The organism is Modicisalibacter coralii, assembly GCF_004117855.1.
GTDB lineage: Bacteria > Pseudomonadota > Gammaproteobacteria > Pseudomonadales > Halomonadaceae > Modicisalibacter > Modicisalibacter coralii.
Window position 1 is genome coordinate 1 of sequence record NZ_QWBW01000033.1, and the last position, 26796, is coordinate 26796.

A 26796-nucleotide genomic window follows, 5' to 3' on the forward strand; every position below is an offset into this window, starting at 1 on the left:
CGCCGGCGAGGCGGTCGGTTTCGCGGCTGGCGGTACCGTTGCCGATGGCGATCAGCGTCACACTGTGCTTGTCGACCAGCCTGCCGAGCACCGCCAGCGCCTCGTCCCAGCGGTTCTGCGGTGCATGGGGGTAGATCACCGCCTGCTCCAGGAACTGCCCGGTGGCGTCGACCACCGCCACCTTGCAGCCGGTGCGCAGCCCCGGGTCGATGGCCAGGGTGGCGTGCGGGCCGGCCGGCGCGGCGAGCAGCAGATCCTTGAGGTTGGCGGCGAAGACATCGATCGCCTCGCCCTCGGCGCGCTCGCGCAGCCGCCCCATCAATTCGGTCTCGAGATGGGTGTAGAGCTTGACCCGCCAGGTCCAGCGCACCACCTCGCGCAGCCAGCGATCGGCGCCTCGCCCCGCGCTCTCGCCGGCCAGGTCGATGCCGGCGTGGCGGGCGATCGCCACCTCCGCCGGGTGCACCGCCGCCTCGTCCTCGCCCGGCAGCTTGAGGGTCAGGCTCAGCACGCCCTCGTTGCGGCCGCGGAACATCGCCAGTGCGCGGTGCGACGGCACCCTGGCGAGGCGCTCGTCATGTTCGAAGTAGTCGGCGAACTTGGCGCCCTCGCGCTGCTTGCCATCGACCACCCGGGCACACAGCTCGCCCTCCTCCCAGAGCCGGTCGCGCAGCCGGCCGACCAGCTCGGCATCCTCGGCGAAGCGCTCCATGAGAATCTGCTTGGCGCCATCGAGCGCCGCCTTGGTGTCCTCGACGCCGGGCATGTCGCCTTCCGCCGGGCGCAGATAGGCCTGCGCCTCGCTTTCGGGATCGCGGGTCGGATCGGCCAGCAGGGTATCGGCGAGCGGCTCGAGCCCCGCCTCGCGGGCGATCTGTGCCTTGGTACGCCGCTTCTTCTTGTAGGGCAGGTAGAGATCCTCGAGGCGCTGCTTGGTGTCGGCCTCGCGGATCTGGGCGGCGAGCGCGTCGCTCAGCTTGCCCTGTTCGTTGATGCTCGCCAGCACCGCCGCGCGGCGCTCCTCGAGCTCGCGCAGGTAACGCAGGCGCTCCTCGAGCTGACGCAACTGGCTGTCGTCGAGGCCGCCGGTGACCTCCTTGCGGTAACGGGCGATGAAGGGCACCGTGGCGCCGCCATCGAGCAGCTCGACGGTGGCGGCGATCTGGGCGGGACGTACGGCGAGTTCCTCGGCGAGGCGAGCGGTGATCGTGGTCTGGGCGTCCATGGGATCCTTGCGTCATGTCTCCAACCGGCGGCCCGAACGGGGCCGCCATCGGTCGCGCCCGCCGCGTCGGCCGGGCCGGTGCCCGCTCCGTAGCGTCTGTCGAGAGAGGGGGCGCGACAAATGGCGACAAGGTACCACAAAGCCATCCGGCGACGCAGGTCGACGAACGCCGCCGACTTACCAGCGAGTGCCGTCGTCGTCCCAGAAGGGGCGACTCGCCTCGCGCTCGACGTCGTCACGGGTCAGGCCGATGTCGCGCAGCATGGCATCGCTGAGATGACGCAGTTGCTGACGCTCGTGGCGCAACCGCGACCAGCGCGCGAGCCGGCGGCGCCAGCGCGCGAGCCTGTCACGACGTGCGGGAGCCCGATCCGGCCAGCCGGCGACGGACGACGCATTGCACAACCAGGTACCGATAAGCGTTTTCATGATCGCCTCCACAGGATGTCTCGAGGGTGTGGAAGCAGTCTCGCCGGCGGCGCATAATCAATCCAACGAATGTTATTGATTCAAGACATCACGCAATTTGATGGAGAACACCACCATGTTGCAGACCATCGATCACGAACTGCTGCGCACCTTCGTGGCCATCGTCGATCACGGCGGCTTTACCCGTGCCGCGGAGGCGGTCAACCGCACCCAGTCGGCGGTCAGCATGCAGGTCAAGCGTCTCGAGGAGGACGTGATACGCCGCCCGCTGTTCGTCCGCGAGGGGCGCAGCATGCGCCTGACCAGCGAAGGCAACACCCTGCTCGGCTACGCCCGGCGGATTCTCGACCTGCACGGCGAAGCGCTCAACGTGCTGCGCCAGCCGGACATGGTCGGCCGCGTGCGACTCGGGGTGCCCGACGACTACGTGATGCGCTTTCTGCCGGGGATCCTCAAGTCGTTCTCGCAGAGCTGGCCACTGGTCGACGTGGAGGTCGATTGCGCGCCCTCGACCACCCTGCTCAGCCGCCAGCAGGGCAGTCTCGATCTCAGCATCGTCACCCGCGAGGTGGGTCACGAGATCGGCGAGATCCTGCGCCAGGACGAGACGGTGTGGGTCACTGCCGAGCACCACGCCCCGCACCGGCAGAGCCCGATGCCACTGGCGCTGTTCGAGGAGCCCTGCTTCTGCCGGAGCCATGCCTGCAACGCCCTGGCCCTGGCCGGCCACGCCTATCGCGTCGCCTACTCGAGCCCCAGCCTGGCCACCCTGCAGGCGGTGGTCGGCGCCGGGCTGGCGGTATCGGCGTGGATGAAGAGCCTGGTCACCCCGGGCCTGCGCATCCTCGGCGAGACGGATGGCTTCCCGCCGTTGCCGGCCGCCTCGATCGTGCTGCTGCGGGCCCCGGAGGCGAACTCGCCGGTGGTCGCCGAACTCGCCCAGCACATCGTCGAGGGATTCAGGCACTGACGCATTGAACGTGAACAACTGTGACACTCCCGGCCCAAACGTCGACGCCCTCCCCGAAGCTCATTAATGTTCGAACCACAACACTCATAAAAAAGACTCACCAACCCAGACTCCAGACACAGGGCTTCCGAGGGCCAAGACCATGCTCAAGAACATGCACCGCATCAGCGTCAAGTACGCCAGCGCCTTCATCGGCGTGGCGCTGTCACTGCTCGTCGTCGTCGTCGCCGACTTCTTCCTCGTCGAATCGCTCAAGGGGCGAATGAGCGAATTCAGTTCGACCTTCAACAAGGCGGTCTCGGAAGTGCTCAACGCCGACCGCGACCTCTACCAGGCTCGCGTGGCCGAGATGGAGATGCTGGACGCCACCCCGGGTAGCGAGGCGTCGCAGAGCGCCCGCAGCGACTATCGGGAAAACGCTCAGCAGGCCTTCGATCGCATGCAGCAGTTCAAGACGCTGCTGGCCGGCTACCCGGACGTGATCGACAAGCTCACCGCCTTCGACACGCTTTACAAGACCTGGGCGCAGCAGTCGTCACGGGTGTTCGAGTTGCAGGCGGCGGGCGACACCAGGGCGGCGGCGGCGCTTTCCAACGGCGACTCGCTGGCGGCCTTCGGCACCCTGCGCGATGTCTACAACATCGCCGGCGAGGCAGCCGACAAAAAAATCACCGAACTCCACGACGCCTCGGTCGCCATGGCCAATACCAAGACCTGGATCATCGGGGTGTTCTCGCTGGTCGTGTTCGTCGCCGCCATGACGATCGCGCTGGTCGGTCCACTGATGATGTCGCGGGCGATCCGCAACGTCACCGCACGCATCAAGGAGATCGCCGAGGGCGACGGCGACCTGACCGCGCGCATCGAGTCGACCCGCCGCGACGAGATCGGCGAGCTGGCCGATCAGTTCGACGGCTTCATCGCCTACATCGACACGACCCTGCAGTCGGTCCGCGCCAGTACCCTGGGGGTGACCACCGCCTCCGACGAGATCGCCAAGGGCAGCGTGGATCTCGCCTCGCGTACCGAACAGGCGGCATCCAATCTGCAGGAGACCTCGGCGTCGATGGAGCAGATCTCGGCGACCGTGAGCAACACCTCGGATGCCGCCCAGCAGGCCAACAAGCTGGTCCACTCGACGTCCGACATCGCCCGTGAGGGCCGCGAGGCCATGCAGCAGGTCGAGCGCACCATGGACGAGATCAATTCCTCGGCCACGCAGATCAGCGAGATCATCGGCATGATCGACGGCATTGCCTTCCAGACCAACATCCTGGCGCTCAACGCCTCGGTGGAGGCGGCCCGCGCCGGCGAACACGGCCGCGGCTTCGCCGTCGTCGCCCAGGAGGTCCGCACCCTGGCCAGCCGCTCCGGCGAGGCGGCCAAGAGCATCCGCGAGCTGATCGACACCTCGGTGAGCCGCACCCAGTCCGGCAACGAGCTGGTCAAGCGCACCGGCCGCACCATGGGCGAGATCGTCGCGAGCATCGAGCAGGTCACCGACGTGATCGGCGAGATCAGCGCCGGCGCCAAGGAGCAGAGTCAGGGCATCGGCCAGGTCAATACCGCGGTCAGCGAACTCGACAACATGACCCAGCACAACGCGGCAATGGTCGAGCAGTTCAGCGCGGCCTCCGGCGAGATGCGCGAACAGGCCGAGCGCCTCAATGCCCTGATCGCCTCGTTCCGCCTGAGCGGCGAAGTGCCCGAGGCGTCATCGGCCCCGCGCCTGAACGCCCCGCAGACCGCGGCCACCGGGCAAGCCCGCCCGGTGGCACGGCGCGGTGCTGACGAGAGCACCGACGAGGAGTGGGCGACCTTCTAGATGCGTCGCTAAGCGCCATCCGGCACGAAGCGCAACGCCACCCCGTTGTTGCACCAGCGCAGCCCGGTGGGCTCGGGGCCATCATCGAAGACATGGCCCTGATGCCCACCGCAGCGCGCGCAGTGGTACTCGGTGCGTGGAATCAACAGCACGAAATCACGCTGGGTCAGCAGGTGTCCCTTCACATGGTCGAAGAAGCTCGGCCAGCCGGTCCCCGACTCGTATTTCATGTCGCTGGTGAACAGCGTCAGGCCGCAACCGGCGCAACGGTACTCGCCGCGGCGCTTCTCATCGTTCAGGGGGCTGCTCCCCGCCGGCTCGGTATCCGCCTCGCGCAGCACCTTGAACTGGGCCTCGCTGAGCCGCTCACGCCACGCCGACTCGCTGAGCTCGAGCGGCTCGACGTCGGCACCCCGCGACAGATCCAGCTGGGGACGTGCCAGCGCCCAGACCGGGAGCAACCCCATCAGACCGCCGGCACCTAGCAGTCCCAGAAATCGGCGTCGTTGCATGACCTGCCCTCCCCTCGCGCATTGTGGGTATCCTCGCCTCGAGCATACGTCAGGTATGGCGTTGCGGATGCAGCGAGCCGCCCAAAAACACCGAGGGCGCGTCCAGTGACGCGCCCTCGGCGATCGGCAATGCCCGGTGGGCGGCTCAGTTGAACGATGGCCCCGCCGCGACGATCGCCTCGTCGACGCCGGCGAACTTCTTGAAGTTCTCGACGAACTTGGCGATCAGTTCCTGACGCTGACGGTCGTAGGCCGCCTTGTCGTCCCAGGTCTCGCGCGGGTCGAGCAGGCGCGAATCGACACCGGGCACGGCCGTGGGCACCGCCAGGTTGAGACCATCGATGCGCTGGGTCTCGGCATCCTTGAGAACGCCGGCCTGGATGGCGCCGATGATGCTGCGGGTGGTGGGAATGCTGAAGCGACTGCCACCGTGGCCGTAACTGCCCCCGGTCCAGCCGGTGTTGACCAGATAGACGCGCGAGCCGAAGGCCTCGATGCGCTTGATCAGCAGGTCAGCGTACTCGCGGGCCGGACGCGGGAAGAACGGCGCCCCGAAACAGGTCGAGAACGTCGCCTCGAGTCCCGACGAGGAACCCATCTCGGTGGAGCCCACCTTGGCGGTATACCCGGACAGGAAGTGGTAGGCCGCGGCTTCCTTGGAAAGGATCGATACCGGCGGCAGGACGCCGCTCATGTCGCAGGTAAGGAAGATGATCGCGTTGGGCTCGCCGGCGCGATTCTCCTCGACCCGCTTCTCGACGTGCTCGAGCGGATAGGCGGCGCGGGAATTCTGGGTCAGACTGTCGTCGGCATAGTCGGGGGTACGGCGATCGTCGAGCACCACGTTCTCGAGCACCGTGCCGAATCGGATCGCCTGCCAGATCACCGGCTCGTTCTTCTCGGAAAGGTCGATGCACTTGGCGTAGCAGCCACCCTCGATGTTGAACACCGTGCCCTCGCCCCAGCCGTGCTCGTCGTCACCGATCAGATAGCGCGCCGGGTCGGCGGAGAGCGTGGTCTTGCCGGTGCCGGAGAGACCGAAGAACAGCGTGGTCTCGCCGTCCTCGCCAACGTTGGCGCTGCAGTGCATGGGCAGCACGTCCTTCTCGGGGAGCAGGAAGTTCTGCACCGAGAACATCGCCTTCTTCATTTCGCCGGCATAGCGCATGCCGGCGATCAGCACCCGGCGACGGGCGAAGTTGATGATCACCGTGCCCTCGGAGCGGGTGCCGTCACGCGCCGGCTCGCAGGTGAAGTGCGGCGCGTTGAGGATCGTCCACTCGTTCTTGCCCTTGGCATTGAAGGTCTCGGGGCGCACGAAAAGCGTCCGTGCGAACAGGTTGTGCCAGGCGGTCTCGGTGGTCACGCGGATCGGCAGATAGTACTCGGGGTCGGCCCCCACATGCAGCTCGGCGACGTAGCAGTCCCCTTCCGCGAGATAGTCCTCGACCCGCTCCCACAAGGCATCGAAGCGCTCGCCGTCGAAGGGCCGATTGACGCTACCCCAGTCGATCAATTCGGACGTGGACGGCTCGTCAACGATGAAGCGATCGGCCGGCGAGCGACCGGTGCGCTCGCCGGTGTTCACCACCAGCGCGCCATTGTCGGCGAGGCGACCCTCACCGGCGGCAATGGCCCGCTCGATCAGTTCGGCGGCACTCAGGTTGGTGTGGGTACGGGCGCGACGTTCCGTCGTCGCCCGGGGGGCTGCTTGATTCATGGTCATTGGGGTGTCCTGGGCCCGGGGGGCCATTTCTCTCTCGTTAGCCAAAAAAGCTTCCGGCGCATCGTCCGGACGGTGTGCCGTCTCTTTGTGTCGAAACGATGCGGGCGGAAACATTATGGCAAAAACCCCCGGGGGGCAAAACGCCGGCTTCCTCGACGTGTTGATATGACGCGCTTCATACCACGGTAGCCGACGCTCCCCTTTTGCCGGCCTCAGTGCACGGTCGGCGAGCCGGCCTCTGGCGAATCGATCAACGACTCGATGTCGGCCGCCGAGAAGTGATAGCGGGTGTGACAGAAGTGACACTGGGTGTCCACGGCCTGCTGCTCGCGGAGGATGTCGCGCAGTTCGTCGGCTCCCAGGCTGAGCAGCGCCTGGGCGATGCGCTCCCGCGAACAGGTGCAGCCGAAGCGCAGCGGCTTGGGGTCGAAGACCCGGGCCGTTTCCTCGTGATAGAGGCGATACAGCAGGTCGCGCTGGGAAAGATTGAGCAGCTCGTCGTCGCTCACGGTGCTCGCCAGATGCACGACCCGGTCCCAGGCGTCGGCGTCCTGGTTGCTGGCGTCGTCGGGCAGTTGCTGAAGCAACAGGCCACCGGCACGCTCGCCATCGGCCGCCAGCCACAGGCGCGTGGCCAACTGTTCGGAACGGGCGAAGTACTCTTCCAGGCAGGCGGCGAGATCATCGCCGTCGGTGGCGACGATGCCCTGGTAACGATTGCCTTCGCGCGGGTCGAGGGTGATAACGATCTGGCCGTCACCGACCAGGCTCCGGAAGGAGGCGCCTTCCGCCGGCAGCGGCGCTTCGTCGTCGACCCGGGCGATGGCCCGCAGCTCGCCGCCCGGGTTGGATTCGGCCATCAGCAGGCTCAGCGCGCCACGGCCGCGCACTTCCAGGCTCAGGGTGCCATCGAGCTTGACGGTCTCGGTGAGCAGTGCCACCGCGGCCAGCATTTCCCCCAGCAGTTGACTGACCACCGCCGGATAGGCGTGACGTTCGAGAACCTCGGCGTAGGCACTCTCGAGCGAGACGATCTCGCCGCGCACGTTGGTATCGTCGAACAGGAATCGCTGAATCTGATCGGGCATGGGTTCACTCGAAATAAGGGAAAACGGTTGGGAAAGACGAGCTTCGGGGCGGTCCGTCACTCGTCGGGGCGCTGGCGCTGGAAACGCTGGATATCGCGGCGGTCGCGCTTGTCGGGGCGCCCCTTGGGCGCACGCATGGTCTGGTTGGCGAGACGACGCTGTTCGGCTTCACGTTCGCGCCGAGCGAGGCTCTCCGGCGTCTCGCGATAGAGTTCGCGCGCCTCGGGCGCCCCGCGCCGCTGGTTGGAAACGGCCACCACCTCGACCTCCCAGTGATCCCAGCCCTGCGGTACCTTGATCAGGGCGCCGGGCGCGATCATCTTGCTGGTCTTGACGCGGGTCCCGTCGACCTGGACCTTGCCGCCGTCGATGGCCTTCTTGGCCAGGCCGCGGGTCTTGAAAAAGCGCGCCGCCCAGAGCCATTTGTCGATACGTACCGATTGCTGTTCCATGTTCACGAAAATGGGGACTTAGTCGCGTGGAAACAAGGCCGAGAAGCGGTCGAGGGCGACGAATTCCTCGAGCTCACGCTCCGGCCGCCGGCTGTCGGGCTGCTTGATCCCCAGCAGGTGGCGAATGCCGAATTCCCGGGCGCTCTCCAGCACGGCGGGATTGTCATCGATGAACAGCGTGCGCAGCGGGTCGAAGGGCTCGACCTCCTGCAGGGCGAACCAGAATTCCTGATGCTCCTTGGGCACGCCGAGATCCGCCGACGAGACGATCGCATCCAGGTAGTCTTCCAGCCCGGTCAGCGGCAGCTTCAGCGAGAGACTCCCGCGGTCGGCATTGGTCGCCAGTATCACCCGCGGGTGGGCCTGTCTGAGCCAGGTCAGGAAGTCCAGGGCATCGCTGCGCAGGCCGATCAGATGCTGCACCTCGCGCTTCAAGGCGAGAATGTCGACGTTCAGCTCGCGCTGCCAGTAATCGAGGCTGTACCAGTCGAGCGTGCCCTGCTCGCGGACGATCCGCTCACGGATCTCTTCCTGGAACGCTTCGTCGAGGTGATGCAGCTCGACGTAGCGACGTGGCAGGTGCTCGAGCCAGAAGTGACTGTCGAAATGCAGGTCGAGCAGCGTGCCGTCCATGTCGAGCAGGACGGTGTCGATGTCGTGCCAATCGATCATTGGCCAGAAGCTCCACGGCGGTGGTAAAAAAGAACCTGGGTTTGTACGAAAAAGTCGGCGAGCGCAGCAGTTTTCGTAGAGAACCTGGATTGTACGGGATACGCCCGACCCACGCACGGAGGCCCCATGTCGTCCACCACCCCCAGCAAGCCGCAGGTCCTCGATCGCGAGGAGGTCGCGCGCAGCCGCTTGTTCACCATCGAGCGCATGGACCTGCGCTTTTCCAACGGCGAAGAGCGGACCTTCGAGCGCCTCAAGGGCAGCGGCGCCGGGGCGGTGATGATCGTGGCGATGCCCGACCCCGAGCATGTCCTGCTGATTCGCGAGTATGCCGCCGGCTTCGACGACTACGCCCTGACCCTGCCCAAGGGACTGGTCGACCCCGGCGAGGACATCATCACCGCCGCCAACCGCGAGCTCATGGAAGAATGCGGCGTCGGCGCCCACAACATCGAGCCGCTGGTCGAACTGTCGCTGGCGCCCAACTACATGAATCACCGCATGCAGGTGCTGCTCGCCAGCGATCTCTACGCCAAGCGCCTGCCGGGTGACGAACCCGAGCCCCTGATCGTCGAGACGCATGCTCTCGAGGAACTGCCCGCCCTGCTCACCCGCGACGACTTCCACGAAGCCCGCGCCATCGCCGCCCTCTACATCGCCCGCGACAAGCTGCGCGCCGATCGGAGCACCGAGCGCTGGTGGTGAACCGGGCTCGACACCGACGAAAAAAACCGCTCGTCACGGCGTGACGAGCGGCTGAACCATCGTGATATCGGCTGGCGCGTTACTGGGCGGCGCTGCCACCCTGCACCTTGGTGTCTCCGACCTGGGTGTTGGCGGAGCCAGTCTGGGTGCTCAGGTCCGCGTCGGGGCCGGTGGCGGGTTCCCCCACGACGGCGCCCGTCGAGCCTTGGGCGGCGCTGCCACCCTCGGGCTTGACGCTACCCACCTGAGTATTGGCGGACCCGGTTTCGGTACTCAGGTTCGCGTCGGGACCGGAGGTCGTCTCGTCGAGAGTGCTGCCCCCCTGGCGGGCGGCGCCATCGGCAGCAGTACCGCCCTCGGGCTTCATGCTGTCCGCCTCGGTATTGGCCGAACCGATCTTGCCATTCGTCATGGCGCCATCCTCATCGCCAGCGGCCAGGGCGCCGCCTGCCGAAAGGCCCAGCAGGCTTGCCAACAGAACTCCGTAAATTGCCTTCATGCGATCCTCCTGATCATTGATGATTGGCAAGCGACTCTTGCGCGTGCCGTCAATTACATCGTCCAGCCTAGAAAACAGTAAAAGCTCTAACAAATGCTTTGCTAACAATTTTTGTTACAAGATGTCCACAAACGGCATTCACGTCGACTTGCGCCACGCCCCTTCCTTCAGCCGCACCCAGCGCTTCTGGCGGGCGCTGTCGAGCCCCACCTCGAGCAGTTGCATGACGGCCAGGGCATCGTCGAGCGCCACCGGATTGCCTTGCTCGCCGCGCAGGGCATCGCGGACCCCGGCGTAGTAGGCCAGGTAGTCGCCGGGTTGCGTGGGCTGGACACGACTGTCGAGCCCCCCCTGTTCGTCGGCCAGGGTCAGGGTGCCGTCACGCGGATCGCTCCCCCACCGGGGCGACGGTTGCTCGCCGGCCTTGAGCCGCGCCTCCTGGGGATCGAGACCGTATTTCACGTAACTCCCCCGGGTACCGTGGACGACGAAACGCGGCGACTCTGCCGCGACCAGCGCCGCGGCGTGCAGCACCACCCGCATGTCGCCGTAGTCGAGCAGGGCATGGAAGTCGTCGTCGACCTGGGCGCCGTCGCGGCGCATGGCCAGATCGACGAGGATCGCCTGGGGCATGCCGAACAGTTGATGCGCCTGATCGAGCAGATGCGGGCCCAGGTCGTACCAGATGCCGCCACCCGGCTTGGCCTGCTCGCGCCAGCGCGGCCGGACGTCGGGACGAAAACGGTCGAAGTGCGATTCGAAATGCACCACCCGGCCCAGGGTGGCGTCGCGCAACAGATCGCGCACGGTCATGAAGTCGCTGTCCCAGCGCCGATTGTGGAAGACCGAGAGCAGCTTGCCCGCCCGTTCGGCCTGACTGCGCAACTGGCGGGCCTCGCTCAGGGTCACCGTGAACGGCTTGTCGACGACCACGTGCTTGCCGGCCGAGAGCGCCGCCTTGGCCAGCGGAAAGTGACTCTCGTTGGGGGTGGGGATCACCACCAGGTCGATGTCGCTGCGCGCGAACAACGCCTGGGGAGAGGCGTCGACCGTGACCTCGGGCAAGTCGGCCCTCACCTTGTCGGCATCGCTGGAGGATACCGCCGCCAGTTCCAGCCCCGGCGTCGCCTGAATCAACGGTGCGTGGAAGGTCCGGCTGGCGAATCCATAGCCCACCAGGCCGACAGTGAACGATTCCTTCATGTTTCCTCCTTGAAGCCGGCGCTCGCCCATGCCCGGCCATCATCGCGCCGGGTCATGAGTCTGTGATGCGTATCAAAAAACGGTCAAAGAAACGTCATGGCGACTTTCGTCTAATCGACCATACTGGTTCTGTCACGATTGTCACCCACCTGATACCAAAGGAGGAGCGGCGACGATGTGCTATTCGGAAGAGAGCGTGGAGTTTCTGGAATTCTGGTATGTCACCGAGTGCCAACTGGAAGCACTCGAGGAAGAGATCGCCGAGGCCCTGCAGGAAGCGGCCTGAGGTAGAACGTCGGCGAGAGAGCGACCGTCTCGATCATCGAGGCCCGTGCCTGGCACGGGCCTCGACCTTTTTCAGGCGTGTGGAATCAGGCGCGCCGCGCTCAGTCGAGCTTGCTCAGATCGCGCACCGCGCCCTTGTCGGCCGACGTGGCCAGCAGCGCATAGGCCTTGAGCGCCGCCGAGACACGGCGCACGCGCTGGATGCTCGGTTTCCAGGCCTGATCGCCACGCGCCGCCATCGCCTCGCGACGGCGTGCGAGTTCGTCGTCCGAGAGCTGGACATCGATACGCCGGTTGGGAATGTCGATGCGAATGACGTCGCCGCTCTCGACCAGGCCGATCGCGCCGCCCGCCGCCGCCTCCGGCGACACGTGGCCGATCGACAGCCCCGAGGTGCCGCCCGAGAAACGCCCGTCGGTCATCAGTGCACAGGCCTTGCCGAGGCCCTTGGACTTGAGATACGAGGTCGGATAGAGCATCTCCTGCATGCCCGGTCCGCCCTTGGGCCCCTCGTAGGTGATGACGACGACCTCGCCCTCCTTCACCTGACCGCCCAGGATGTGCTCGACCGCCTGATCCTGGGACTCGACCACGTGCGCCGGCCCCTCGAACACCAGGATCGAATCGTCGACGCCCGCGGTCTTCACCACGCAGCCGTCACGGGCGATATTGCCGTAGAGCACCGCCAGCCCCCCCTCGCGGGAGAAGGCGTGCTCGAGATCGCGGATGCAGCCGGCGGCCCGATCGCCGTCGAGACTCGGCCAGCGCGCCGACTGCGAGAAGGCCTGCTGACTGCGTACGCCGCCGGGACCGGCCTTGAAGAACTCGACCACGTCCGGACTCGGCGAGCGCATGATGTCCCAGGCCTCGAGCGCCTCGGCCAGGCTGTCGCCGTAGACCGTCGGCACCGTGGTGTTGAGCACCCCCGCCCGGTCGAGTTCGCCGAGGATGCCCATGATCCCGCCGGCGCGGTGACAGTCCTCGATATGGTACTGCTGGGTATTGGGCGCCAGCTTGCAGAGTTGCGGCACCTCGCGGGACAGCTTGTCGATGTCGGCCATGCCGAAATCGATCTCCGCTTCCTGGGCGGCCGCCAGCAGATGCAGGATGGTGTTGGTGGAGCCGCCCATGGCGATGTCCAGGGTCATGGCATTCTTGAAGGCATCCTTCGAGCCGATCGCCCGCGGCAGCAGGTGCGCCTCGTCACCCTCGTAGTAGCGCTTGGCCAGCCCGACGATACGCTCGCCGGCGGTCTCGAACAGCCGGCGGCGATCGCCGTGGGTCGCCAGCATGGTGCCATTGCCGGGCAGCGCCAGGCCCAGCGCCTCGGTCAGACAGTTCATCGAGTTGGCGGTGAACATCCCCGAGCAACTGCCGCAGGTGGGGCAGGCGCTGCGCTCGATCTCGGCGATCTCCTCGTCGCTGTACTTGTCGTCGGCGGCGGAGACCATGGCATCGATCAGGTCGAGACCGTGATCGAGGAGCTTCGTCTTGCCCGCCTCCATGGGACCGCCGGAGACGAAGATGGTGGGGATGTTGAGACGCATCGCCGCCATCAGCATGCCCGGGGTGATCTTGTCGCAGTTGGAGATGCACACCAGCGCATCGGCGCAGTGGGCGTTGACCATGTACTCGACGCTGTCGGCGATGATGTCGCGACTCGGCAGCGAATAGAGCATGCCGTCGTGACCCATGGCGATGCCGTCGTCCACGGCGATGGTGTTGAACTCCTTGGCCACCCCGCCGGCCTTCTCGATCTCGCGCGCCACCAGCTGGCCCATGTCCTTGAGATGCACGTGACCGGGGACGAACTGGGTGAAGGAGTTGGCGACGGCGACGATCGGCTTGTGGAAGTCGTCGTCGTTCATCCCGGTGGCACGCCACAGGGCGCGGGCGCCGGCCATGTTGCGTCCGGCGGTGGTGGTACGGGAGCGATACTCGGGCATGGTATTCCTCGAAGAAGCTAGCCATCTCGGAGGGGGGACGAACGGCGGTACTCGCGACGTTTGTCATCCCCCTCTTGGACATCGTGAAAAGCCGTCCGAGCCAGACGAACTTAACACGGCGGCGCCGATGGTCTGTTGGGGTCTGTCCAGCGAAGCTGAGATTCTGTCAGATCGCCGTGGCGTCGACCAGTCGCCCGTCGTCCAGTTGGTAGCGGCGGTCGGCCAGGGCCCGAATGTCCTCGCTGTCGTGACTGACCAGCAGCACCGCCACGCCACGCTCGCGCTGCTCCCTGACCTGCCCCCAGAGCGCCCGGCGGTTGTCGGCGTCCAGCCCGCTGAACGGCTCGTCGAGCAGCAGCAACGGCCGCTCGCGCAACAGCGCCCGCAGCAGCGCCACCCGCTGGCGTTGGCCGCCGGAGAGCGCCTCCGGCAGCCGGTCGTGCAGACCGTCGAGGCCGATCGTCGTCAGCCCCGCGCGGATGCGCCGGTGGGCGGCGGCGTCGAGGCGCAGGTCGGGCGCCAGCCCCAGGCCGACGTTGGCCCATACCGGCAGATGCTCGAAGAGATTGTTCTCCTGAAACACCGTGGTCAGCGGCCGCTGCCAGGGCGGCAGGTCGCGCCACGGCTCGCCCGACCAGCCCAGCCAGCCCGCGGCCGGTTCCAGGAAGCCGGCGATCAGGCTGAGCAGCGTGCTCTTGCCGCAGCCCGAGGGCCCCTGCACGGCCAGGCACTCGCCGGGCGCCAGGCGCAACGAGAAATCGAAATCCGGCGTCTCGCCGGGGTCGGCGCGATCGTAATGGAACTGCAGGTCGCGGCATTCAAGCATGGTCGGACTCGGGGTCTTTGCCGGCAGATGTCGGCCAGTAACGGGATTGCGGGTAGCGCGGCCGGCGCCGCGACAGCCGATCGAGCAGCGCGAACACCGCCACCACCACGACCAGCAGCATCAGCGCGGTGGCCGCCGCCCCCTGCCAGCGATAGCCGCCCAACTGCTGATAGAGCAGCATCGGCAGGGTCGGCCGGCTGGGGCTGCCGAACAGCGCGACGACGCCGAAGTCGCCCAGCGACAGGGTCATCGCGTAGGCCAGTGCCAGGCCCAGTGGACGCCGCAGCCGCGGCCAGACCAGCCAGCGCCAGCGTGCCCGGGCGGGAATGCCGAGCTGATCGGCGAGTCGCCGCCGGGTCGGCGAGGCCTCGAGCAGCGCGCCCTGCAGGACCTGCATGGCGAACGGCAACGCCATGAAGGCGTTGACCAGCACGACCAGCGCGTAGCCCTGCCAGCCGCCCCCCAAGCTCGGACGCAACAACAGGAACAACCCGGTGCCCAGCACCATCGCCGGCAGGATCAGGATCACCTGGCCGCCGCCTTCCATCAGCCCCGCCGACAGCGCCGCGCCGCGTTGCCGCAACCGTTCGCTGCCCAGCAACAGGGCCACCGCCAGTGTCAGGGCGCCGAACGCCGCCGTCAGGGCCATGACCAGGCTCAGCCCGGTGGCCGACCACAAGGCCGCATTATCGGGTAGTGCCGGCAGGCCGCCGAGCCCGGCGATCACCACCGCGCCGAGCGGTGGCAGCAGAAGCAGCGCCAGCCCCGCGAGCCAAGCGGCGTCCACCAGTCGCGATGGCCCGAGGGCATCGCGCCGCCACCAGCGCCCGGCCGGCAGACGCTGGCCGCCGGTGGCCACCAGCGAGGTCGCCGGACCGCGATGCAGCGCCACCGCCCACAGTACCAGGCAGAAGGCCAGCTGGGTCAGCGCCAGCAGCGCCGCCCGACCCAGGTCTCCCTCGAACTTGAGGGCCTGATAGAGTGCCACCTCCAGCGTGGTCGCACGCGGCCCGCCGCCCAGCGTCATGACGATGGCGAAGCTGGTGAAGCACAGCGTGAACACCAGCGCCGCCAGTCGCGGCAGCGTCCGGCGCAACGCCGGCCACTCCAGGCAGCGCCAGATCGCCCGGCGGGTCATGCCCAGCTGGGCGGCGAGCCGCCAGTGGGCCTCGGGCTGACGCTCCAGCGCCTGCAGCATCAGGCGCGCGGCGAGCGGCAGGTTGTAGAAGACATGTGCCAGGACGATCCCCGAGAGACCGTAGAGATAACCGGCCGGCTCGCCGGTCACGGCCCGCCACAGCGGCGCCAGCCAGCCCTGCCGGCCGTGGACGGCGACCAGTCCGAACAATGCGATCAGGGTGGGGATCACCAGCGACAGTTCCATGGCCCGCAGCAGCAGGCGTCGCCCGGGGAAACTCGGACGGCGCGCCAGCGCCACGGCAACGGGTATCGCCAGCCCCAGGCTGATCACGCTCGACAGCGTCGCCTGGGTCAGGGTGAAGCGCAGCACGCTGCCCAGGTAAGGGTCGTGCCACAGCGCGCCGGGGTCGACCGCCGGCGCCCGCCAGAGCAGCGCCCCCAGGCTGCCGGCCCCCAGCCCGACCACGATCAGCCAGGCCAGGCCGCCCAGCCACAGCGGCCAGCGCGCGCGGTGCCAGTCGCGGGTGTCGGTCTGAGGCCCCGCCGTCACCGGGTGCTGGCGCGCAGCCACTCGTCGACCCACTCACGACGATGCTGCCGGACCTGCTGCGGCGAAAAGATATAGACCTCGGGGTCGATCAGCCGCGAGAACGCCTCGGGCAGCGCATCGCCCAGATCGACCGCCGGATACATGACGTTGGTCAGCGGCAACTCGCGCTGGAACTCGCGACTCAGCATGAAGTCGAGGAACTGGCGGGCCAGGTCGGGATGCTCGGTATGCCGGGTCATCGCCGCCACCTCGACCTGCAGGTAGTGCCCCTCGTCGAACGCGACCGCCTGGTAGCGATCGGTCTCCTCCACCGCCATGTGGTAGGCCGGCGAGGTGGCATAGGAGAGCACCATGGGCGCCTCGCCATTCATGAACAGCGAGAAGTAGGCTTCGCTCCAGTCGCGGGTCACGGTGAGGATGTGCGGCTGCAGGCCCCACCAGATCTCGTCGGCGCGCTCGCCGTAGGCGTGCTTGATCCACAGCAGCAGCCCCAGGCCCGGGGTGCTGGTGCGCGGGTCCTCGACGATCACCTTCAGATCGTCGGGTGCGGCGATCAGTTCCTCGAAGCTGTGCGGTGGCTCGGCGAGCGCCTGGGTATCGTAGACGAAGGCGAACGGCGCCCAGTCGAACGGCACGAAGGTGTCGTCGTCCCAGTCCACGGGCAACGCCAGGGGACCGAGATCGATGTCGTGGGGCGCGAGCAGCCCGGTGTCGCGGGCCTCGGCCATCAGATTCATGTCCAGGCCCAGCACCACGTCGGCGGCGCTGTCCTCGCCCTCGAGTTCGAGACGCTGGAGAATGCCCACGCCGCCGTCGAGGGCGACGAAGCGCAGCCGGCAGTCGCACTGCGCCTCGAAGGCCTTCTCGATCCTGGGCCCCGGGCCCCATTCGGAGACGAAGGCGTCATAGGTGTAGACGGTGAGCGTATCCTCGGCCTGGGCCACGGCACTGCCGAGCAGTGCCGTCAGTGCCAGGCCGCCGACGAGCGCCTGATTGGACATGGCGGGTTCCTTGTCGTGGCATGGGCGATGAGCGTCGAGCGTCGAGCGTCGAGCGTCGAGCGTCGAGCGTCGAGGCCAGCATTATAGCCCGCCATCGCCCCTGATCGGACCGTTACTCGAAGACGACTTTGGCCACGTCCCGGTAGTGCTTGGCGAAGTGCACGGTCATGCCCTCTTTCAGATAGTCCGGCAGCTCCTCGTAGTCGCGGCGATTAGCCTCGGGCAGGATCGCCTCGAAGATATCGCTGCGCCGGGCGGCGATGATCTTCTCGCGGATGCCGCCGACCGGCAGCACCTGGCCGGTCAGGGTCAGTTCGCCGGTCATCGCCAGTGGCCGCGAGATCGTACGGTTCTTGGCCAGCGAGAGCAGCGCCGTGGTCATGGTCACCCCCGCCGAGGGGCCGTCCTTGGGCGTGGCCCCCTCGGGCACGTGCAGGTGGACGAAGGCTTCGTTGAAGAAGTCCGGGTCGGCATCGTATTCGCCCAGGTGGCCGAGCGCATAGCTGTAGGCGATGTTGGCCGACTCCTGCATCACCTCGCCGAGCTTGCCGGTGAGCTTGAAGCCGCGGGTCAGGGCGTGAACCTTGGACGCCTCGATGGGCAGGGTCGCCCCGCCCATGGCCGTCCAGGCCAGGCCGGTCACCACGCCGACGCCGCGCAGCACCTGTTCCTTGCGGAAGATCGGCGCGCCGAGGAACTCCTCGAGGTTGTTGACCGAAATCTTGACCGTCTGCTGGTCGTTCTCCAGCAGCTTGACCGCCGCCTTGCGCACGATGCGGTGAAGCTGCTTCTCGAGCTGACGCACCCCGGCTTCGCGGGCATAGCCCTCGATCACCTGCTTGAGCGCCGCATCGGTGAGATTGATGCGCTTCTTGGGGATGCGGTCGCGCTCGAGCAGCCGCGGCCACAGGTGATGCTTGGCGATCGCCACCTTCTCCTCGGCGATGTAGCCCGACAGGCGCAACTGCTCCATGCGGTCGAGCAGCGCCGGAGGAATCGAGTCCAGGGTGTTGGCGGTACACACGAACAGCACCTTCGACAGATCCAGGCGCACGTCGAGGTAATGGTCGAGGAAGTCGATGTTCTGTTCGGGATCGAGCACCTCGAGCAGGGCCGAGGCGGGATCACCCTGGAAGGACTGCCCCATCTTGTCGATCTCGTCGAGCATGATCACCGGGTTCTCGACCTCGACCTCCTTGAGCGCCTGCACCAGCTTGCCGGGCATGGCACCGATGTAGGTGCGCCGGTGGCCCTTGATCTCGGCCTCGTCGCGCATGCCACCCACCGAGAAGCGGTAGAACTCGCGGCCCAGCGCATCGGCGATGGAGCGCCCCACCGAGGTCTTGCCGACCCCCGGCGGGCCGACCAGCAACAGGATCGAACCGCCCACGTCGCCCTTGAAGGTGCCCTCGGCGAGAAACTCGATGATCCGGTCCTTGACGTCGTTCAGGCCGTCATGATCGCGATCCAGCACCTTGCGGGCGCGCTGGAGATCCAGTTGATCGTCGGAGGTCACCCCCCACGGCAGCGACGTCAGCCAGTCGAGGTAATTGCGCGTGGTGCCGTATTCCGGCGAACCGGTCTCGAGCACCGAGAGCTTGTCGAGTTCATCGTCGATGCGCGTCTGGACCCGCTCGGGGACGGTCAGATGCTCCAGCCGGGCCCGGAAGGTGTCGACGTCGTTCTCGCGATCGTCCTTGGAGATGCCCAGTTCCTTCTGGATCACCTTGAGCTGCTCGCGCAGGAAGAACTCGCGCTGGCGCTCCTGCATCTGGGCGTTGACCTGCTCGCTGATCTCGGTCTGCAGCTGGGCGACCTCGATCTCCTTGCGCAGCAGCGGCAGCACCTTCTGCATGCGCGCCATGATCGGCAGCGTCTCGAGGATGCCCTGCAGCTCGTCGCCCTTGGCCGAGGTGATCGCCGCGGCGAAGTCGGTCAGCGGCCCCGGCTCGTGGGGACTGAAACGGTTGAGGTAGTTCTTGAGCTCCTCGCCGTAGAGCGGGTTGATCGGCAGCAGTTCCTTGATGCCGTTGATCAGCGCCATGGCGTAGGCACGCGCCTCGTCGTCCTCGGCGTCGACCGGCTCCTTGGGGTAGCTCACCTCGACCAGATACGGCGGCTTCTTCGACAGCCAGCGCACGATGCGAAAGCGCCGCATGCCCTGGGCGATGAACTGGATCTGCTGCTCCTCGCCCTGCGCCTTGTGGACCCTGACGGCGGTACCGATCTCGGGGAAATCGCCCGGCTCGATCTCCTCGCCGCTGGGGTCGCCGACGTAGGCGACCCCCACCACGTGATGCGGGGTATCGGCGACGCGCTGCATGGTCTCCTCCCAGCGCCGCCGCTGGATCAGCAGCGGCTGGACCTGCGCGGGGAAGAAGGGCCGATTGTGGATCGGCAGCAGGTAGATGCGTTCGGGCAGATATTCCTGCGTGGGCACCACGGCGCCACGCTGGCCGCTCTGCTCGTGGGCCTGGTCGTCGCCCGATTGCCGGGAGGAATCCAGGAGAATGTCCGGTGCGTCCTGATCACGTTCGCTCATCGTTCACCCTTGTCCGCTGGGTCGAATTACCCATCATGAGGCATGGAATGCGGGCACGGAGGAAGAACTTCAAGCGCGTCGCACGGCAATCGCACCCGCGTCAGAGCAAATCCGCGGACAGCGGGCGACCGTCGAGTCGCAAGCGCCCCGACTCGACGGTCAGCACGACCCTGTCTTTCGACACCGGCAGGCCCAGTTGCATCGCCACCAGCGTCGGGACGTCGAACCACACGAAGCGCCCGTCGAGCCGCCGACGCCATGTCTCGCGGCGCGCGGGGTCGGCCAGCGCGTCCAGCGACAGGCGTCGACTGTCCCGGCCATCGAAGGTCAGTTCGCCGTGGCCGCGGGTCGACATGCCGAGCAGGTCACTGTCGAGCGACGCGCCCTCCAGGACCAGGTGCGGCGAATCGGCGAGCAGGGCGAGAATCCGCGGTTCGAGCTCGGCCAGCAGGCGACGTCGCTGCCTGTCGTCGAGAGCGGCGGGGTCACCGCCGAGACGCTGCAGGGACGCCCCCGCGGCGGCGACCAGACGGCGCACTGCACCGCCGTCGATCCGCTCGAGATGCAGGTCCAGATGGCCGGAGAGCAGCGGCTGGCCGGCCAGCGCGGCCTTGGCCAGCGACAGGCTGACCGCCAGGCGCAACTGGTCATCGAGACGCGTCTCGTCGGCATAGCGCAGGTTGGAGAGCGTCAGCGGCGCCCGGGCCGGTGACCGGTACTCGAGGCGGTCGAGGATCAGCTCGTTGCGCTGGTGATAGATGCGACGACGATCGACGAGTCGGTAGCGGTTGTTGATGTACAGCGGCCCGACGCTGAGTTCCGTCGCGTCCCGCTGCCAGCGCACCGGCGAGACCTGCCCGGTCAGGCGCAGGTCGTCGATGCGGCCTTCCAGATCGAGCTCCGCGCCGGTGAAGGCGAAGCGCCCGGCATCGCCGGTGAGCTCGAAGGCCGGCACGTCGAGGCGCACCTCGCCGCGCCGATCGAGATGACCGACCGTCGCCGTCCAGCGGGGCCGCGCGGCCGTCAGCCGATCACCGAACAGGGTGCGCATCTCGGCGGACCCCGGCACCGACTGCAGCACCTGCAGGCTGCCGTGAAGACGGGTATGCAGCACGCCATGGCTGGCCCGGTAGGGTATCGACAGCGTCCAGGGCGACTCGCCGGCGTCCGCGCTCACGGCAATCTGCCCGCGGGAGTGGAACCAGCCCCGCTCGACGTCATCGCGGACGATCCGCCAGTCGCCCTGGGCTTCGACACGCGCCAGACCGAGCGCCAGCTCGCGCTCGAAGAGCGTGCTCGAGTACGCCAGGGCGGCGAGGTAACCGCCAACCCCCAGCACGGCTACCGCTGCCACTGCCAGCCACCGCTTACGCATCGATTTTCCCTGTCTCTCAGAGGGTGTCTACAAAACAGGCGAGCGACGGCAAGACAAGGCAAAAATTGACGAGAAAGAGGACCGGTCTGGCGATCCAGTTACATGCATGTAAATGAGCATATTGAGTCAATTTTTAACGCCGTATTGCCGAGTGCAGCCCTTTTGGAGACATCCTCTCAATGCAGCCAGAGCCACAGGTGCATGGTGCTCCACGCATATACCCCGGCGAGGATGTCGTCGAACATGATGCCGAAGCCACCGGCGACGCGCCGGTCGACCAGGCGGATCGGCCAGGGCTTGATGATGTCGAAGACCCGGAACACCACGAAGCCCCACAGCGCGGCCTGCCAGGAAAACGGTACCGCGGCCATGGTCAGCCAGTAGCCGACGAACTCGTCCCAGACGATCCCCGAATGGTCGTGCACACCGAGATCGTGCGAGGTCTTGTCACACAGCCAGATGCCGATCAGTCCGGTGACCAGCACCATCCCCAGATACCAGGAAAGCGGCATGCCGGAGAACAGCCAATAGAAGGGAATCGCCGCCAGGGTGCCGAAGGTGCCCGGGGCGAACGGCACGGCACCGCTGCCCAGGCCGAAGGCGAAGAAGTGCGTCGGACGACGCCAGACACTCCGGGGGGCCCGATTCATGTCATGCCTCCGGGAAAATGTTGCCATCCACTCGGCCGCGAGGACGCGGGCACGCCGGTGATGCCTGGCGTCGCGGTCAGATGGCCGATGGGCGTCAGGGCCAGGTCACGGGCCGCGAGCCGCTGCCGGGCCCGATCCAGGGAAGATTGCGGCAGCGCGACGAGCAGTTCGTAATCGTCGCCGCCGCGCAACGCGGCATCGATGGCGTCGGCCTCGCCGAGCCGCCCCGTCAGACCGGCGGTCAGCGGCAAGGCCGTGGTATCCAGCACAGCCCCGGTGCCGCTGGCCTGGCACAGATGGGCGAGATCGGCGAGCAGCCCGTCGGAGACGTCGATGCCCGCATGGGCGAGATCGCGCAGCGCCTCCCCTGCCGCCAGCCGCGGCTCGGGCAGCAGATAGGCACGCAGCAACGGATCGTCGAGATCGCGCAGCCCGGCCTGCCAGGCGTCGAGGCCGCCACGCCCGCCACCCAGGGTGCCGGTCACCGCCAGGACGTCGCCGGGGCGGCCGCCGTCACGTCGCAGCGCCGCATCGACAGGCACCTCGCCGTGCACGGTCACCGCCACGCTCAGCGCACCGCGAGTGACGTCGCCGCCCACCAGCGCCACCCCGCTGCGCCGGCAAAGCGTATGAAACCCCGCCGAAAACGCCTCCAGCCAGGTCTCGTCGACCGCCGGCAGGGTGATCGCCATCACGCACCAGCGTGCCCGCGCGCCCATCGCCGCCAGATCGCTCAGGGCCACGGCCAGCGCCCGGTGCCCGATCGCCGTGGCGGGGGCATCGCCGGGAAAGTGCACCTCGGCCACCGAGGTGTCGACGCTCACCGCCAGCGTCGACCCGGGGCTCGGCGACAGCAGCGCGCAATCGTCACCGGGACCGAGCACGACGCCCTGTCCCGCCGCCTGACAGGGCAGCGCGAAGTAGCGGGCGATGAGCTCGAATTCGCTGGGCATGAGACGCGTCACGTCAACGACGGCGTGCGCTGACCTCGGCCGACCGCAGACGGCTGGCCAGCTTGTCGAGGATGCCGTTGACGTACTTGTGACCGTCGGTGGCACCGAACGACTTGGCCAGTTCGACGCCTTCGTTGATCACCGCGCGGTACGGCACCTCGAGACGGTGCGACAGCTCGTAGGCGCCCAGGCGCAGGATCGCCAGCTCGATGCTGTCGAGATCCACGAGTCGCCGGTCGAGCAGCGGCGCGATGGTCGCGTCCAGCGTCTCGCGATGGCGCACCACGTTGTGGAACAGCTCGTGAAACAAGGCCAGATCGGCGAGCTGCATGACCTTGTGCCAGTTCTCGTGATCCTCGAGGTCCTCGTCGGCCACCTGGCTGCGAAATTCGGCCTCCACCGTGGCCACCGGCTTGCCGGTCATCTGCCACTGGTAGAGCGCCTGAATGGCCAGCTCGCGAGCGGCGTGGCGCGCCTGACGCGCATCCGTGCCGGTCGGGTTGCGACTCGTCATGCCTCGCCTCCGAAACGCTTCATCAGTGAGACCATTTCCATCGCCGCCATCGCCGCCTCGGCCCCCTTGTTGCCGGCCTTGGTGCCGGCACGCTCGATCGCCTGCTCGATGGAATTGACGGTCAGCACGCCATTGGCGACCGGCGTCTCGTAGTCGAGCTGGAGATTGCCCAGCGCGGCGTTGCAGCCGCCGGCGACATATTCGAAATGCGGGGTACCGCCGCGGATCACCGCGCCCAGCGCGATCACCGCGTCGGGTTTGACGATGCGCAGCGCGCGCTTGACCGCCAGCGGCAGTTCCCAGGCACCGGGCACGTGAACGATGTCGATGTTGTCCTCGTCGACGCCGTGGCGCACCAGACTGTCCACGGCCCCTTCGACGAGGCTGTCGACCACGTGATGGTTGAAGCGACCCACGACGATCACGTAACGACCGTCGACATCGGTGAAGGAACCTTCGACTTGGGATATCGGTTGCATAGCCATGTCCTGGGCAAAAAAGGGGCTTATTCTAGCGACTCGCCAGCGGTGGCGGAATCGGCATCCAGGCGCTCCACCACTTCCAGATCGAAGCCGGACAGGGCCGAGAATTTCCAGGGGGAACTGAGCAGGCGCATCTGGCCGACCCCCAGCTGACGCAGGATCTGCGAGCCGGTGCCGATCATCAGGTAGTTGCCGGCCCCGTCGGAATCACTGGAGCGCGGCGGACGCTGACGGCCGAGAAAGATGTCGAGCTGGGACTTGAAGTCGAGCGAATCGCGGCCGTCGTCGAGCAGCACGAAGACCCCGGCCTGGGCCTCGGCAACACGCGCCAGGGCGTTGTGCGCGGTCCAGTTGGCCTGGCCCGACTTCTGCAGCGAGAGCAGGTCGCGCAGGCTGTCGGCGAGGTGCACGCGCACGGTGGTCGGCACGTCGGCACGCGGTTCGCCCTTGACCAGGGCCAGGTGGTGGGCGCCCTGGATACGATCGCGGAAGACGTTGAGCGTCATCTCGCCGAACGCGGTCTGCACCGGCTGGCTGTCGACGCGCTCGACGGTCTGTTCGTTGTGGATACGGTAGTGGATCAGATCGGCGATGGTGCCCATCTTCAGGCCGTGCTCGGCGGCGAAGCGCTCGAGCTCGGGCCGGCGGGCCATGCTGCCGTCCTCGCTCATCACCTCGCAGATCACCCCGCTGGGCTCGAAGCCGGCCATCGCCGCCAGGTCGCAGGCCGCCTCGGTGTGCCCGGCGCGCCGCAGCACGCCGCCGGGTTCGGCCATCAGCGGAAAGATGTGCCCCGGCTGGACGATGTCCGCGGCCGTCGCGTCACGGGCGACCGCGGCCCGCACGGTGCGCGCCCGGTCGGCGGCGGAGATGCCGGTGGTCACGCCCTCGGCGGCCTCGATCGACAGCGTGAACTTGGTGCCGAAGCCGGAGCCGTTGTCGCGCACCATCAGCGGCAGGTTGAGACGCTCGCAGCGCTCGCGGGTCATCGGCAGGCAGATCAGTCCGCGCGCATGACGCGCCATGAAGTTGATGTGCTCGGCCTCGACCTTCTCGGCGGCCATGATGATATCGCCTTCGTTCTCGCGATCCTCGTCATCCATGAGGATCACCATCTTGCCCTGGCGGATGTCCTCGACCAGCGCTTCGATACGCGCCAGTCCACCGTCGGTCTGTGGCTCGGAGGAGTGAGAGGGTGAAAGCGCCATGGGGTCTCCGGTCATGTCGGACGGCGTTGTCGAATGGCGACGCCGGCGTTTCGCCGTCACGCCGTCGGGTCAGGGCGAACACCGCTCATGGCCCTGGTTGTCGCGTGAGCGCGCCACCGGGCGGGCGATGCGTCCCTCGGGTCGGCGGTCAGGGTACCTGTCTGCAGGCAAGCGCGCCAGTCCTCGTGACACGGCTCACCGTATGCGCTCGGGCCGCGCGATGATTCGCCAGTCGCGGCCCACGGCGCGGATGTCGTCGATTCGCAACGGCCGCTGCTGGGCCATGCGCTCGAGCCCCGGCAGCGCGAACAGCGGCCGTGCCTCGCCACCCAGCAGGGTCGGCGCGACGAACAGCTGCAGCTCGTCGATCAGCTCGGCGTCGAGCATCGCCCCGGCGAGCGTCGCACCGGTCTCCAGCAGCACTTCGTTGCAGCCCTCCTCGGCCGCCAGGTGGCGCAGCAGCGCGTCCAGATCGACGCGTCCCTCCAGCGCCGGCAGGCAGAGCACCTCGGCGCCGGCCTCTTCCAGCACGGCGCGGCGTGCCTCGTCCCGGGCACAGGTCGCCACCAGGGTGCGCCCGGGTTCGCGCAGGCAGGCCGCCGCCAGCGGCAGGCGCAGTCGCGAGTCGACGATCACCCGCAGCGGCTGGCGGCTGGCGGCCAGGGCGGCCTCGTCGGCGTCGAGGCCCAGTTGCTCGGCACGCACGGTGAGCCGCGAATTGTCGAAGATCACCGACTCGACGCCGGTCATCACCGCGCTCGAGCGCGCCCGCAGGCGCTGGACCTGACGCCGCGCGGCGGGCCCGGTGATCCACTGCGACTCGCCGCTGGCCATCGCCGTGCGGGCGTCGAGACTCATCGCCATCTTCAGCCGCACGAAGGGCCGGCCCCGTTCCATGCGGGCGATGAAGCCGGGGTTGAGCGCGCGCGCCTCGCCTTCCAGCAGCCCCACCTCCACCGTGACGCCCGCCTCGCGCAGCATGGCGAAGCCCCGCCCCGCCACCTGCGGGTTGGGATCGCCCATCGCCGCGACCACGCGCTTGACCCCGGCATCGATCAGCGCCTGCGCGCAGGGGCCGGTGCGTCCCTGGTGGGAACAGGGTTCCAGGGTCACGTAGGCGGTGGCGCCGCGGGCGGCCTCGCCGGCATCGCGCAGGGCGTGGATCTCGGCATGCGGCTCGCCGGCACGCCGGTGCCAGCCCTCGCCGACCACCTTGCGGTTCTTGACCAGCACGCAGCCGACGCGGGGGTTGGGGTCGGTGGTATAGAGACCGCGCCGCGCCAGCGTCAGCGCACGCGCCATGCGGGATTCGGGCGTCGCCTTGGGCATGGGAATCCTTGGACGTTGTCGACGTGACGCCGGCGGATCAGCGCTCGTCGTCGTTGGGGGAAAAGCTCGGCTCCTGGGCCAGCCGATCGATCTCGGCGCGGAACTCGTCGAGATCCTGAAACCGGCGATAGACCGAGGCAAAGCGGATGTAGGCGACCTGGTCGAGACGCTTGAGCGCGTGCATCACCTCCTCGCCGATCTCGCGGGCCTCGACCTCGCGCTCACCGCGCGCCCGCAGGCGCTGGCGGATCCGCTCCACCGCCGCCTCGATCGACTCGGCACTCACCGGACGCTTCTCCAGCGCCCGCAGCATGCCGTCGCGCAGCTTGCGGGCATCGAAGCTCTCGCGGGAGCCATCGGCCTTGATCACCCGCGGCATGACCAGCTCGGCGGTCTCGTAGGTGGTGAAGCGCTCCCCGCAGCCGAGGCACTGGCGGCGGCGACGCACCTGATCCCCCTCGGCGACCAGGCGCGAGTCGGTGACCTTGGTATCGTTCTTGCCACAGAAGGGACAGTGCATCGCTCGGCATCCATCGACGGTACGAGCCTGCATTGTAACGGGATGTCGCACGAGGCGGAAATCGCGTCTCTCGCCGATCTCGGCGCCTTGCGTCGCTTATCTGGCGCCTGGGGACAAAAACCTGGACCTCCGTCACGTAATCTGACGATGACCCTCATAGCCAGGAGAC

Annotated in this window: 25 protein-coding genes; 3 read left to right on the forward strand and 22 right to left on the reverse strand. The window is 67.5% G+C overall.

Annotation, left to right across the window (positions count from 1 at the left end; translation table 11 throughout):
• Nucleotides 1–1225 (reverse strand): Tex-like N-terminal domain-containing protein (locus D0901_RS16650; protein ID WP_325051848.1); only part of this gene is annotated, 1225 nt, incomplete at its 3' end.
• Between the two features lie 177 nt (nucleotides 1226–1402).
• Complete coding sequence (locus D0901_RS16655; RefSeq protein WP_129141424.1) at nucleotides 1403–1654, reverse strand: DUF1127 domain-containing protein; 252 nt, start codon at nucleotides 1652–1654, stop codon at nucleotides 1403–1405.
• Between the two features lie 115 nt (nucleotides 1655–1769).
• Between D0901_RS16655 and D0901_RS16660 the strand changes: the two genes are divergently transcribed.
• Together D0901_RS16660 and D0901_RS16665 are read left to right on the forward strand one after the other, a co-directional pair.
• Nucleotides 1770–2624 carry a LysR substrate-binding domain-containing protein gene (locus D0901_RS16660; RefSeq protein WP_129141425.1) on the forward strand — a complete coding sequence of 285 codons (855 nt, stop codon included), beginning with the start codon at nucleotides 1770–1772 and terminating at the stop codon, nucleotides 2622–2624.
• A gap of 142 nt (nucleotides 2625–2766) precedes the next feature.
• The gene (locus tag D0901_RS16665; protein WP_129141426.1) at nucleotides 2767–4449 is read left to right on the forward strand and encodes a methyl-accepting chemotaxis protein; all 1683 of its coding nucleotides are present in this window, start codon (nucleotides 2767–2769) and stop codon (nucleotides 4447–4449) included.
• A gap of 8 nt (nucleotides 4450–4457) precedes the next feature.
• On the opposite strand, the gene msrB is transcribed toward D0901_RS16665, so the two are convergent.
• From msrB to yrfG, 5 genes are all read right to left on the reverse strand, one after another.
• On the reverse strand, nucleotides 4458–4961 hold the full coding sequence (gene msrB, locus D0901_RS16670; protein ID WP_129141427.1) for a peptide-methionine (R)-S-oxide reductase MsrB: 504 nt from the start codon (nucleotides 4959–4961) through the stop codon (nucleotides 4458–4460).
• Between the two features lie 145 nt (nucleotides 4962–5106).
• Nucleotides 5107–6687: a phosphoenolpyruvate carboxykinase gene (locus D0901_RS16675; protein ID WP_129141428.1), complete on the reverse strand. Its 1581-nt coding sequence runs from the start codon at nucleotides 6685–6687 to the stop codon at nucleotides 5107–5109.
• A 212-nt stretch (nucleotides 6688–6899) separates the two neighbouring features.
• Nucleotides 6900–7775 (reverse strand): Hsp33 family molecular chaperone HslO, encoded by an 876-nt coding sequence (gene hslO, locus D0901_RS16680; RefSeq protein WP_129141429.1) that lies wholly within the window; start codon nucleotides 7773–7775, stop codon nucleotides 6900–6902.
• Between the two features lie 56 nt (nucleotides 7776–7831).
• Entirely contained in the window at nucleotides 7832–8227 is a 396-nt protein-coding gene (locus D0901_RS16685) for an RNA-binding S4 domain-containing protein (protein ID WP_129141430.1), read from the reverse strand.
• A gap of 18 nt (nucleotides 8228–8245) precedes the next feature.
• On the reverse strand, nucleotides 8246–8899 hold the full coding sequence (gene yrfG, locus D0901_RS16690) for a GMP/IMP nucleotidase (RefSeq protein WP_129141431.1): 654 nt from the start codon (nucleotides 8897–8899) through the stop codon (nucleotides 8246–8248).
• A gap of 126 nt (nucleotides 8900–9025) precedes the next feature.
• Between yrfG and nudE the strand changes: the two genes are divergently transcribed.
• Nucleotides 9026–9604: an ADP compounds hydrolase NudE gene (gene nudE / locus D0901_RS16695; protein WP_129141432.1), complete on the forward strand. Its 579-nt coding sequence runs from the start codon at nucleotides 9026–9028 to the stop codon at nucleotides 9602–9604.
• 79 nt (nucleotides 9605–9683) lie between these two features.
• On the opposite strand, the gene D0901_RS16700 is transcribed toward nudE, so the two are convergent.
• From D0901_RS16700 to nrdR, 15 genes are all read right to left on the reverse strand, one after another.
• On the reverse strand, nucleotides 9684–10016 hold the full coding sequence (locus D0901_RS16700; protein WP_129141433.1) for a hypothetical protein: 333 nt from the start codon (nucleotides 10014–10016) through the stop codon (nucleotides 9684–9686).
• A gap of 225 nt (nucleotides 10017–10241) precedes the next feature.
• Nucleotides 10242–11306 carry an oxidoreductase gene (locus tag D0901_RS16705; protein WP_129141434.1) on the reverse strand — a complete coding sequence of 355 codons (1065 nt, stop codon included), beginning with the start codon at nucleotides 11304–11306 and terminating at the stop codon, nucleotides 10242–10244.
• Between the two features lie 386 nt (nucleotides 11307–11692).
• The gene (gene ilvD / locus D0901_RS16710; RefSeq protein WP_129141435.1) at nucleotides 11693–13537 is read right to left on the reverse strand and encodes a dihydroxy-acid dehydratase; all 1845 of its coding nucleotides are present in this window, start codon (nucleotides 13535–13537) and stop codon (nucleotides 11693–11695) included.
• Between the two features lie 166 nt (nucleotides 13538–13703).
• Nucleotides 13704–14363, reverse strand: coding sequence for an ATP-binding cassette domain-containing protein (locus D0901_RS16715; RefSeq protein ID WP_129141436.1), 660 nt, complete (start codon nucleotides 14361–14363; stop codon nucleotides 13704–13706).
• Nucleotides 14356–16074: a thiamine/thiamine pyrophosphate ABC transporter permease gene (thiP, locus tag D0901_RS16720; RefSeq protein ID WP_129141437.1), complete on the reverse strand. Its 1719-nt coding sequence runs from the start codon at nucleotides 16072–16074 to the stop codon at nucleotides 14356–14358. Before thiP ends, D0901_RS16715 begins: the two co-directional genes overlap by 8 nt.
• Nucleotides 16050–17054 carry a thiamine ABC transporter substrate binding subunit gene (gene thiB / locus D0901_RS16725; RefSeq protein WP_129141438.1) on the reverse strand — a complete coding sequence of 335 codons (1005 nt, stop codon included), beginning with the start codon at nucleotides 17052–17054 and terminating at the stop codon, nucleotides 16050–16052. Before thiB ends, thiP begins: the two co-directional genes overlap by 25 nt.
• 112 nt (nucleotides 17055–17166) lie before the next feature.
• Nucleotides 17167–19596: an endopeptidase La gene (gene lon / locus D0901_RS16730; protein ID WP_129141439.1), complete on the reverse strand. Its 2430-nt coding sequence runs from the start codon at nucleotides 19594–19596 to the stop codon at nucleotides 17167–17169.
• 100 nt (nucleotides 19597–19696) lie between these two features.
• Nucleotides 19697–20971, reverse strand: a complete 1275-nt coding sequence (locus D0901_RS16735; protein WP_129141440.1) for a DUF945 family protein — start codon at nucleotides 20969–20971, stop codon at nucleotides 19697–19699.
• A 176-nt stretch (nucleotides 20972–21147) separates the two neighbouring features.
• Complete coding sequence (locus tag D0901_RS16740) at nucleotides 21148–21621, reverse strand: phosphatidylglycerophosphatase A family protein (RefSeq protein ID WP_129141441.1); 474 nt, start codon at nucleotides 21619–21621, stop codon at nucleotides 21148–21150.
• A complete protein-coding gene (thiL, locus tag D0901_RS16745) occupies nucleotides 21618–22574 on the reverse strand; it encodes a thiamine-phosphate kinase (protein WP_129141442.1) in 957 nt (318 codons plus the stop codon). The genes D0901_RS16740 and thiL overlap by 4 nt, the downstream gene beginning before the upstream one ends.
• Nucleotides 22575–22587: 13 nt before the next feature.
• Nucleotides 22588–23088, reverse strand: a complete 501-nt coding sequence (gene nusB / locus D0901_RS16750) for a transcription antitermination factor NusB (protein ID WP_129141443.1) — start codon at nucleotides 23086–23088, stop codon at nucleotides 22588–22590.
• Nucleotides 23085–23567 carry a 6,7-dimethyl-8-ribityllumazine synthase gene (gene ribH / locus D0901_RS16755; RefSeq protein WP_129141444.1) on the reverse strand — a complete coding sequence of 161 codons (483 nt, stop codon included), beginning with the start codon at nucleotides 23565–23567 and terminating at the stop codon, nucleotides 23085–23087. Before ribH ends, nusB begins: the two co-directional genes overlap by 4 nt.
• Before the next feature lie 26 nt (nucleotides 23568–23593).
• Complete coding sequence (gene ribBA / locus D0901_RS16760; protein ID WP_129141445.1) at nucleotides 23594–24778, reverse strand: bifunctional 3,4-dihydroxy-2-butanone-4-phosphate synthase/GTP cyclohydrolase II; 1185 nt, start codon at nucleotides 24776–24778, stop codon at nucleotides 23594–23596.
• A gap of 195 nt (nucleotides 24779–24973) precedes the next feature.
• Nucleotides 24974–26107, reverse strand: coding sequence for a bifunctional diaminohydroxyphosphoribosylaminopyrimidine deaminase/5-amino-6-(5-phosphoribosylamino)uracil reductase RibD (ribD, locus tag D0901_RS16765; protein ID WP_129141446.1), 1134 nt, complete (start codon nucleotides 26105–26107; stop codon nucleotides 24974–24976).
• 37 nt (nucleotides 26108–26144) lie between these two features.
• Nucleotides 26145–26627 (reverse strand): transcriptional regulator NrdR, encoded by a 483-nt coding sequence (gene nrdR / locus D0901_RS16770; protein WP_129141447.1) that lies wholly within the window; start codon nucleotides 26625–26627, stop codon nucleotides 26145–26147.
• Nucleotides 26628–26796 lie beyond the last annotated feature (169 nt).